The sequence below is a fragment of the Skermanella stibiiresistens SB22 genome (genome assembly GCF_000576635.1).
GTDB classification, from domain to species: domain Bacteria; phylum Pseudomonadota; class Alphaproteobacteria; order Azospirillales; family Azospirillaceae; genus Skermanella; species Skermanella stibiiresistens.
On record NZ_AVFL01000073.1, the window covers coordinates 1 to 9,429 of the forward strand.

Here is a 9,429-nt window from a genome sequence, read left to right on the forward strand (position 1 = left end):
CCAGCATAGTGGAGTTTCGCCCCGATGGGATTCACGATCACGCGGCAGATCGGCATCGACGCCGGCCATAGGATCGCGAGCCATGGCTCGAAATGCCGCCACCTCCATGGTCATCGCTATCTCGTCGAAGCCTGCTGCCGGACATCCACCGGCAAGCTGCGGGATCAGGGCGAGCAGGCGGGGATGGTCCTGGATTTCGGTTTCCTCAAGGAGGAGATGATGGCCCATGTCGACGCTCCCTGCGATCATGGCCTGATCCTCGACCTAGCGGACCACCCGGTGCTGTCGCTGTTCACCCCGACGGGCATGGCCTTCGAGGACTGGCTGGAGCGCCTGTCGGTCGAGGTTCGCGAGCAAGGCCATGTGGAGACCAGCGAAACCTTGCTGGACCAGAAGCTCTATATCGTGCCGTTTCCGCCCACCGCCGAATGGCTCGCCAAGCATTGGTTCGAACGGCTGGCTCCCGCCGTGCGCCGCCGGAGCGACGGCCTCGCCATCCTGGATCACGTGACCGTCTGGGAAACGCCGAACTGCCAGGCGACCTACCGGGATACCGGGGCCGCCTGACGGTCCAGAGCCGTCACGGGGAAGGGGACGTGCGCCCCCGTACGTCGCTTATTCGCCGGGGGCCGGGTATGTGCCGCCCATGGGACCACCAGCCATCGGGCCTTGGGCGACGCGGCGTCCCATGGCGCCACCCCTCGGTGCCGCGACCGGCCGCTGGCTCGGCACCGTCGCGCGGCGTGGCGTCAGATAGAGCAGGGTGACCATCATCAGAACCCAGGTCAGCTCGCTCTGCTCCAGCAGGAACTTCTCGGTCATGCTGTAGATCAGCGCGTAGATCATCAGCAGCATGTAGAACAGCCCGGCCATGTCGTCGCTGCCGATCAACCGGGCGTAGGCCCGTTTGAACCCGGTGCCGAACACCAGCAGGAACAGCCCGACGCCGACGAAGCCCAGCTCCAGCCAGACATCGAGATAGCCGTTGTGGCCGTTGCCGATCTCGCCCCAGATGCGCGCGTAGACATAGCTGGCGCCTTCCGGCGTCCAGAACGCCCGGTAGCCCGCACCCAGCATGGAATGATCCATGCCGGCGACGATCGCGTAGGTCCAGATCGTCGTGCGGCCGGTGAAGGTCAGGTCGCGGCCGACCGCCTCGAGCCCGACCACAAGGAACTGGGTCACCGCCATGATCATGCCGAAGCCGAGGATCAGCAGCGATCCGACGCGGAGCGACATCGGCAGGCGGGCGCCGCGCAGGAACCGCAGCAGCTGGATGGTCAGCAACAGGGCGATCGCGGTGATCCAGGCGGTCCGCGACTGCGACATCGCCAGCAGGAAGGCGCATAGCGCAAGGCCCGCCCAGGGGAACCAGCGTTTCTTGCCGCCCGGTTCGATCAGCATCAGCGCGAAGATCACGACGCCCAGGGCCATCATGCGGCCCAGCCTGTTCTTGTGCCCGAACGATCCCAGCCAGCTGCCCCCCAGCGGAGGGCCCTGATGGATCGTGGAAGTGGGATAGAGGATCACGAGCACCAGCGAGAGCGCCGCACCCAACATCAGGGCCCAGCCAACCAGTTCCAGCAACTCGCGCGGCGTGAAGCGCAGCACGAGGTAATAGGCGAAGGTCGTCGACAGGACCAGGGCGAAGGCCCGGCGGAAGGTGGCGTCCGGATAGTACGACCATAGGGCCGAGAACATGCAGAACCCGGTCAGTGCCAGCAATGCCCAGTTTCCAGTCAAAAGCTTGGGCAGCCGCGCCCGCTCCGCCAGGATATAGAGCAGGCCGATCGAGTACATCGAGAGCGTCGCGGCCTGGAACTTGATGTTGCCGCTGTCGACCTCGCTCGCGAAGTCGCGGTTCATCTCGATGCCCGAGCGGAACGCGAAGAGGTACGGGATCAGGGCCCCCGCCAGCACCATCAGGGCCAGGATACAGAACACCCGCTCCAGGTTCCGCAGCAGGTAAAATTGAAGATTGGTCATTCACGCCATTCCATCGATCGATGTCCAGCCCAGCAATGGGAAGCTCCGGACACCGAGAACTCGCGGTACTCACCGGAGGGAGGATAGCGAATCAACGACCAGCGCGGCAGCGTTCATCCGGGTAAGCCGAATTCTCATGCCTCGATAGCCCGTATTGCGCCGGAGGAGTAAGTTCACGGTTTCGCCATTATTGGCGATGACTTGGCCGCGTCGCAACGCTTCGGTTCTCCGATGGTTGACGACGGGGAACGTTGGGAGCACTCCGCAAACCAGCGTGCCAAAGCGGGGTGGGAGTGGCAAAGTGCCCACTTACCGTGCAATTGGTCAAAAGATTCGAGAAATCCGATGGGTGACGACAAGGTCGCGTGGGTTCAGTGCGCCAAAGGCATAACCATAATCCTGGTCGTTTACGGCCACGCGATGTACGGTGTGCACACGGCGGCGGGGTTGCACGAGGATTTCTTCCGCTACAACAACGAGTTTTTCAGTCTTTTCCGGATGCCGTTGTTCTTCTTCGCGTCGGGCATCTTCGCCTTCCGCAGCATCGCCCGGCCTTTGGACCAGTTCGTCAACCGCACGGTCCTGCATTTCGTCTACATCTACATCGTCTGGTGCTTCATCCAGTACGCGTTCCGGATGATGACCGGCGGCGTCGCCAACCACGAGATCGACCCCTACGCGATCCTGCTGATCGCGTATCAGCCGATCAACGTGCTGTGGTTCGTCTATGTGCTGCTGGCGTTCTTCGTCGTCACCCGGGTGTTGCGACCGGTGCCGTCCTTCGTCGTCCTGGCCTTCGCCGGCGGACTGGCGGTGGCGCAGGTCAACAGCGGCAACTATTCGCTCGACCGGTTCTGCAGCAACTATGTCTTCTTCCTGATGGGCTATTACGGATCCCAGAGCATCCTGGAGCGCGCCCGCGGGCTGAAGCCGATCCACGCCGCGATCCTGGTGCCGATGTTCGTGGTGGTTACACTGGCCTTCATCTATGTCGATGTCCGCCATATCCAGATCATCCGGCTTGCCTGCGTCATGTTCGCCATCTTCGCCATGACGGCGCTGTGCGTCACGCTATCGGACTTCCGGCTCGATGGGGTGTTCCGTTATGTCGGGAATTACTCGCTGCCGATCTTCGTCTCCCACACGATCGCCACGGCGGGCACGCGGGTGATCATGGTGAAGCTTGGCCTGGGCGGCGGCTGGGTCTTGCTGATGATCGGAGCGACGATCGGAGGCATCGTCCTGCCGATCATCCTGGCCAAGCTGTGCGAGCGCCTCAACTTCCCCTGGCTGTTCCGCAAACCGTCCTGGTTCACGATCCATCTCCAGCCGAGGCGGCGCGATTCCGATCGAGGCTTGGCCGGTCCATCCGCCAGTTCTTGACTGGCGGGAAAGACGGGGCGACCCGGCGCGAAGGCCGGGTCGGGATGCGTCACTTGGCTGTCGCATCCTTGAGGTAGGCGATCAGGTTCTTCAGGTCGTCGTCCTTGCGGACACCGGCGAAGGCCATCTTGTTGCCGGGAATCGCGCCCTTCGGATCCTTCAGGTATTTGGACAGGTTCTCCTCGTCCCAGGTCAGGCCGGCGTTCTTCAGCGCGTCGGAATAGTTGAAGCCTTCGACCGACCCGGCCTTGCGGCCGAACAGGCCCACCAGATTGGGGCCGACACGATTGGTCGGCTGGTCGGCCACATGGCACGCGCGGCACTGGTTGAAAACCTTCTTGCCAGCTTCCGCGTCCTGTGCCCGGGCGGGTCCGGCGGACAGCATGACCGCCGAGACGGTGGCGACCATCAGGCATCCGGAACAGGCGGCGAGCAACTTCCTCATCATAGCGTCTCCTCGAGCGTGACGGTTCCAATCCCAACCGCCAGGGTGAAGCCCCCGGTACGGCTGGCATGGTGGGGCGTAAACCCCTGCCAACGTTCTAGGCACGGATATTGTTGCTGGGAAGGCGCTCGAACGGCTGACGCGGCCACCTGAAATCGCGTGGCCGAAATCGTCCATCCGAAAACCAGGGAATGGCCGGCGGTGGTCAGACCAGCAGGCTGAGGACCGCCCGGTTGCTTTGCTGGACCATCGCCAAACCCTGCCGCGCCATTTCCTGGCGGACCTTGAACGCCTGGAAGCGGGCGCTCTCCTTGGTCATGTCGGCGTCCTGGATGGCGCCCAAGCCGCCTTCCGACGCGGACGCGATGTCGCTGTTGAAGCTGATGTGGTTGTCGACGCTGCGGATGTCCTTGTACAGCCCGTTCATCACCGTGCTCAGCGAGTCCTCGAACTGGGACAGCCGATAGGGGCTGGAGCCGCTGTCGTCGATCATCGCGGCGGCCCGCGCGGCGTCGGGCGTCGGGATCGCCTGCCGTTCCGACGGAAAGCCGCTGCTGTCCAGCACGAGGTCCTGCCCGGTGTCCAGGAAGACCTGCCGCCACGCCTGGGCCAGATCCTCCTTGCCACGGACGCCGGCCGTGCCGTTGGGATCGCCGAACCCGGCGAGCGTCATGCTGCCACCGGTCGTGTCGTAGTCGCCGATCGTGGTTTGCCGACCATCGACGTTGGCGACGATCTTGTTCGGCGCCGTGTAGATCTTGTTGTAAAAATCGCCGTCCGATACCAGCGACGTGCCGTCCTTCATCAGGCCATTGTAGTGGTCCAGGATCTCGGCGGCGGTCCGCTTGTAGCGGACCTCGTAGTTCTCGCGCTCGACCCCGACCAGCGAGGTGTCGGCCAACTTGACCAGCGTCCGCCGCACCTCGGCTGTCAGCGACGACATCACGGAGACGCCCTCGACCGTCCGGTAGAGCGAATCCTTGGTGGCGTTGAGCCGTTCGTTGACCGCGTTGATCGCCTTGACGTTGGTGTCGATCCGGATCGACACCGCGAAGGCGGCGCCATCGGTATAGGCGTCGACGATGTTCTTGCCGGACGCCAGCCGCGCCTCGGCGGCCTTGCTGAACTCGGAGGCCATGCTCAGGGACCGCAACGCCGTCATCTGGACGGAATTGGTGTTGATCGAGAGCGACATGGCGATGCCTCCGAACTTCTTAGGCGCTGCCGGGGTGGGAAGAAATTTCCCATGGGCAGAATTCACCCATGGGCAGGATTCTACCCGGCAATTTTTGCCCCCAAGGACTTAACGTTCGGTGAACGATCCGCGCCGAGGCGTGGATCAGGCATCGTCCGCGGCAATTTTCCTACAGCGGCTCGCCCCGAATCATGCGCGGCAACTCACCGACCATGCCCATGGCGTGGCGCATGAAGAACTTCTTCAGCGGCGGCATGCGGTTGACCGCCGCCATCCCGAGATCCCTCGCCAGCTTCAGCGGGCCGAAATCGTTGGAGAACAGGCGGGTCAGCAGGTCGGTCACGGTGATCAGCGTCAGGTTGTCGAAACGGCGCCAGCGCTGATAGCGGGCCAGCGGTTCCGGCCCGCCGACATCCAGCCCCAGCCGGTGCGCGTCGACGATCACCTCGGCCAGGGCCGCCACGTCGCGCAGGCCCATGTTCAGCCCCTGTCCGGCGATCGGGTGCATGGCGTGCGCCGCCTCGCCGACCAGCGCCAGCCGCGGCGCCACGTAGCTGTCGGCGTGAAGCACGGACAGCGGCCAGGCCGACCGCTTGGTGACCACCCGGATGGGCCCCAGCCAGGTTCCGACCCGTCGCTGAAGCTCGGCGGTGAAGGCCTCGGTCGACATGTCCAGGTATTTCGGAACCAGCGTCTTCTTCTCGCTCCAAACGATCGACGAGCGGTTGTCGGTCAGGGGCAGGATCGCGAAGGGGCCGCCGGGCAGGAACTTCTCGACCGCGACACCGCCATGGGGCTGGTCATGGGCGATGTTGCAGATCATGGCGCTCTGGTCATAGGTCCAGGTGGTCACCGTGATGCCGGCGGACTTGCGGCAGAACGAGTTCTTGCCGTCGGCGCCGACCACCAGCCGGGCCTTGACCACCCGGCCGTCGGCCAGGGTGACCTTGGCTCCGCCCGAATCCCGCTCGATCCGGGTGACGGAGGCCGGGACGATGTGACGCAAGTTCGGCAGTTCGGCGACGCGGGCGAACAGGGCGCGGCGGATGACCGTGTTGTCGGCGATCCAACCGAACGGGCCGATCCCGACATCGGTGTGGTCGTAGTGGAGGAACAGCGGCGATTCCTGGTCGACCACCCGGATATCCAGGATCGGCTCGGCGTCCTCCGCCATGTGCGGCCAGACCCCGGCGCCGGCCAGCACCTGCTTGGAACAGAAGGCGAGCGCCGTGGTGCGGCCGTCGAAATCCGTCTCCAGCTGGGTTGGCGGCGTGTCGCGGTCCAGGCAGATCACCGGAACCCCGGCGGTCGCCAGCGCGGTCGCGAGTGTCAGGCCGGCCAAGCCGCCGCCCACGATCACCACATCCGTCGTCAACCCGGCGGAGTCGGTGCTTTGTCCGGCCGCGGAGGGCCGGCTCTCGTCTGATGTCGTCATACCTTGCAAAATCGTCCCGCCGGGGCGGGAAGTCCAGCGCGTCTTTAGGACGCGGGATGCGGTGGGGTGCCTAAAAAAAGGTCTTATGGCGCCCAAAGATTGAGCGTCCACTCCGAAAGGTATAGGCTTTGGTGGGACGGCGTGCCAGTTTGGCGCGTGCCTGGCGCCCGGCATGCTTCTTGAAAACCAGGTAGCCTCCAGTGGGGTCGCAAGCGGGCCGCTGGAAAACTTCCGGGAGGCTCGCGGACGGGCTTCGTTCGGCGATGAGAACAAAGGGAAACTGTTCATGAAACTCGTGGTGGCCATCATCAAACCGTTCAAGCTCGACGAAGTGCGCGAGTCGCTGACGTCGCTTGGCATCCAGGGCCTGACGGTCAGCGAAGTGAAGGGTTTCGGCCGTCAGAAGGGCCAGACCGAGATCTATCGCGGCGCCGAGTACTCGGTCAGCTTCCTGCCCAAGGTGAAGGTGGAAGTGGCCGTGACGGACGAGTTGGCGGAACAGGTCGTCGAGGCGATCCAGAAGGCCGCCAACACCGGCCGCATCGGCGACGGCAAGATCTTCGTGCTGGAGATCTCCCAGGCCGTCCGCATCCGGACCGGCGAGACGAACGGGGAAGCCCTCTGACCCGGCCCTGACGACTTGGCGCCGCCGCGGCGGCGGCTTTAGTCCAAAGCTGATCGGAAGCATCCTGGCCCGGCGGAACAGCGGTTCCGCCGGGCCATCTTCGTTAAAAATTCATTTCTGCCTGATAGGATCGCTCTGATCCTATCCGACGCCCTGGCTTGTACCCAAGGCAAGCCGCCGCTACACTCGTTTCCGTTTTGTACGAACCACCGGGACCATCCGGCATGCCGCCTTCCCCGCCCGTCGATACCCAGGCGCCCAACATCCCAGCGACCAGTCCCCTGGCCGTCAACGACCGGCTTGGCCGGTTGAGCGACTATCCCTTCACGCGGCTGGCCTCGCTGCTGGCGGGAATCACGCCCCGCGCCAACGTCGACCCCGTCATCATGTCGGTGGGCGAGCCGCAGCATGCGCCGCCCGCCCTGATCGACGAGGTGCTGCGCGGGCAGGCCCACCTGTGGGGCAAGTACCCGCCGGTCGCCGGCACGCCGGAATTCAGGGGAGCGGCCGCCCGCTGGCTGGGGCGGCGCTATGGCCTGCCATCGGGGATGATCGACCCCGACCGCATGGTGCTGCCGGTCGCCGGCACGCGGGAGGCGCTGTTCCTGGCATCCCTGTTGGCCGTGCCGGAATCGAAGGCTGGCCGGCGGCCAGCCGTCCTGCTGCCCAACCCGTTCTACGCCGCCTACGAGGGCGCCGCCGTCATGGCCGGCGCCGAGCCGGTGTTCCTGACCACGACGCGCGAGACGGGGTTCCTGCCCGATCTGGACACGCTGGAGCCCGACCTGCTCGACCGTACCGCGCTGTTCTATCTGTGCACGCCGTCGAATCCACAAGGCGCCATCGCGGACCGGGCCTATCTGGAACGGGCGATCACGCTGGCCCGCCGACACGGCTTCGTCCTGGCGGTCGACGAATGTTACGCCGAGATCTACGACGCCGAGCCGCCGACCGGCGTGCTGGAGGTCGCGGCGACCATGCCAGACACCGGGACGGCTGGCGGAAGCGGGCCGCTGGCCAACCTGCTGGTGTTCCACTCGCTGTCGAAGCGGTCGAACGCCGCCGGACTGCGCTCCGGTTTCGTGGTCGGCGATCCCGACCTGATCGCGCTGTTCTCGCGCCTGCGCAGCTATTCGATCGCCGGAACCCCCCTGCCGGCGCTGGCCGCCGCGGCGGCGCTGTGGGACGACGACGCCCATGTGGTGGAGAACAGGGCGATGTACCGCGCCAAGTTCGACGCCGCGCAGGCGGCATTGGCGGGACGTTTCGGCTTCCAGCGCCCCGCCGGCGGGTTCTTCCTGTGGCTCGACGTGGGCGACGGCGAGGCGGCGACGGTCAAGCTGTGGCGCGAGGGAGCCATCAAGGTGCTCCCCGGCGCCTACTTGACCCGGCCCGACGCCGACGGGGTCAACCGCGGCTCCTCCTTTATCCGAATAGCATTGGTCCATGATGCCGCCACGGTCGCGGAAGCCTGTACACGAATCGCCAAGATCCTCTAAACCCGAGCCGGCACAACCCCGCGCACCCCGTAAGAAGAGCAAGGTTTCCATGGCGCCTCGCATTGCCGCGTCGAGTTCGACCGCCCGTTCCTCCACCCGCTCCACCGGCGCCACCTCGCCTGGGCGGACGGCGGCCGGCGCCAGCCCGGGACGGACGTCCTCCGGGCGGAACGCTCCGGGGAGCGCCGCTCCCGGACGCGGCGCCGGGAGCGGCCGGTCCGGCAAATCGCCGCTGCTGCCGCCGGCGCTCCGGGACTTCATCCGGCAGCGGGTGGTCGAGGGCGCCGGCCTGACGCTGACCTCGATCGGGTTGCTGCTGGTTCTGGTGCTGCTGACCTACGATCGTGGCGACCCGTCCTGGAACACGGCGGTCAATCCGGAGACCAACCCCAAGATCGGCAACGTGCTGGGCCTGCCCGGCGCCTACGCGGCGGACCTGCTGATGCAGTGGCTCGGCGTCGCCTCCTACCTGCTGGGCGGCATTGTCATGGCCTGGGGGCTGCGGATCATGAGCCACCGGGGGATCAACCGGATCGTGACGCGCGTGCTGATGGCGGTGATCGGCGTCCTGACCGCCTCGATCTTCTTCGCGGAGGTCCCGGCCTTTCCCGGCTGGCAGCTGACCCATGGGCATCTCGGCGGCACGGCGGGCGCCATCCTGCTGGCCGCGCTGTCCAAAGCGACCGGCGGGCTGATCGAGAACCTGGACAGCGGGCTGCTCGCGACCATCGCCGGCGGCGTCTCGATCGTCTCGGTGATCGTGGCGCTGGGCCTGTCGCTCCGCGATTGGCGGGACGGCGCCCGGGGCGTCGGCTGGGCCGTCGGCGCCGCGGGGCGCGGCGCCCGCGAGGCTGGCGACAT

At 65.8% G+C, this 9,429-nt stretch carries 9 protein-coding genes; 5 read left to right on the forward strand and 4 right to left on the reverse strand.

What is annotated here, in order from left to right:
• Window positions 1-24 precede the first annotated feature (24 nt).
• On the forward strand, window positions 25-567 hold the full coding sequence (locus N825_RS35140; protein ID WP_037462090.1) for a 6-carboxytetrahydropterin synthase: 543 nt from the start codon (window positions 25-27) through the stop codon (window positions 565-567).
• A 48-nt stretch (window positions 568-615) separates the two neighbouring features.
• Here N825_RS35140 and N825_RS35145 read toward each other — a convergent pair whose 3' ends face one another.
• A complete protein-coding gene (locus tag N825_RS35145; protein ID WP_037462092.1) occupies window positions 616-1,986 on the reverse strand; it encodes an O-antigen ligase family protein in 1,371 nt (456 codons plus the stop codon).
• Window positions 1,987-2,331: 345 nt separating this feature from the next.
• Here N825_RS35145 and N825_RS35150 point away from each other — a divergent pair, with 345 nt between their 5' ends.
• Entirely contained in the window at window positions 2,332-3,369 is a 1,038-nt protein-coding gene (locus N825_RS35150; protein ID WP_037462094.1) for an acyltransferase family protein, read from the forward strand.
• 49 nt (window positions 3,370-3,418) lie between these two features.
• Here the strand turns inward: N825_RS35150 and N825_RS35155 are convergent, their stop codons facing one another.
• The 3 genes from N825_RS35155 to N825_RS35165 form a co-directional block, all read right to left on the reverse strand.
• Window positions 3,419-3,814, reverse strand: a complete 396-nt coding sequence (locus tag N825_RS35155; protein ID WP_198039072.1) for a c-type cytochrome — start codon at window positions 3,812-3,814, stop codon at window positions 3,419-3,421.
• A gap of 205 nt (window positions 3,815-4,019) precedes the next feature.
• Window positions 4,020-5,009: a flagellin gene (locus N825_RS35160; protein ID WP_037462099.1), complete on the reverse strand. Its 990-nt coding sequence runs from the start codon at window positions 5,007-5,009 to the stop codon at window positions 4,020-4,022.
• A 169-nt stretch (window positions 5,010-5,178) separates the two neighbouring features.
• Window positions 5,179-6,444 carry a UbiH/UbiF/VisC/COQ6 family ubiquinone biosynthesis hydroxylase gene (locus N825_RS35165; RefSeq protein ID WP_051514216.1) on the reverse strand — a complete coding sequence of 422 codons (1,266 nt, stop codon included), beginning with the start codon at window positions 6,442-6,444 and terminating at the stop codon, window positions 5,179-5,181.
• Window positions 6,445-6,730: 286 nt separating this feature from the next.
• Between N825_RS35165 and N825_RS35170 the strand changes: the two genes are divergently transcribed.
• The 3 genes from N825_RS35170 to N825_RS39530 all read left to right on the forward strand — a co-directional run.
• Window positions 6,731-7,069: a P-II family nitrogen regulator gene (locus N825_RS35170; RefSeq protein ID WP_037462106.1), complete on the forward strand. Its 339-nt coding sequence runs from the start codon at window positions 6,731-6,733 to the stop codon at window positions 7,067-7,069.
• 224 nt (window positions 7,070-7,293) lie between these two features.
• Window positions 7,294-8,568: an aminotransferase class I/II-fold pyridoxal phosphate-dependent enzyme gene (locus tag N825_RS35175; protein ID WP_084165423.1), complete on the forward strand. Its 1,275-nt coding sequence runs from the start codon at window positions 7,294-7,296 to the stop codon at window positions 8,566-8,568.
• A gap of 49 nt (window positions 8,569-8,617) precedes the next feature.
• On the forward strand, window positions 8,618-9,429 hold an 812-nt coding region (locus N825_RS39530), incomplete at its 3' end, for a DNA translocase FtsK 4TM domain-containing protein (protein ID WP_198039073.1).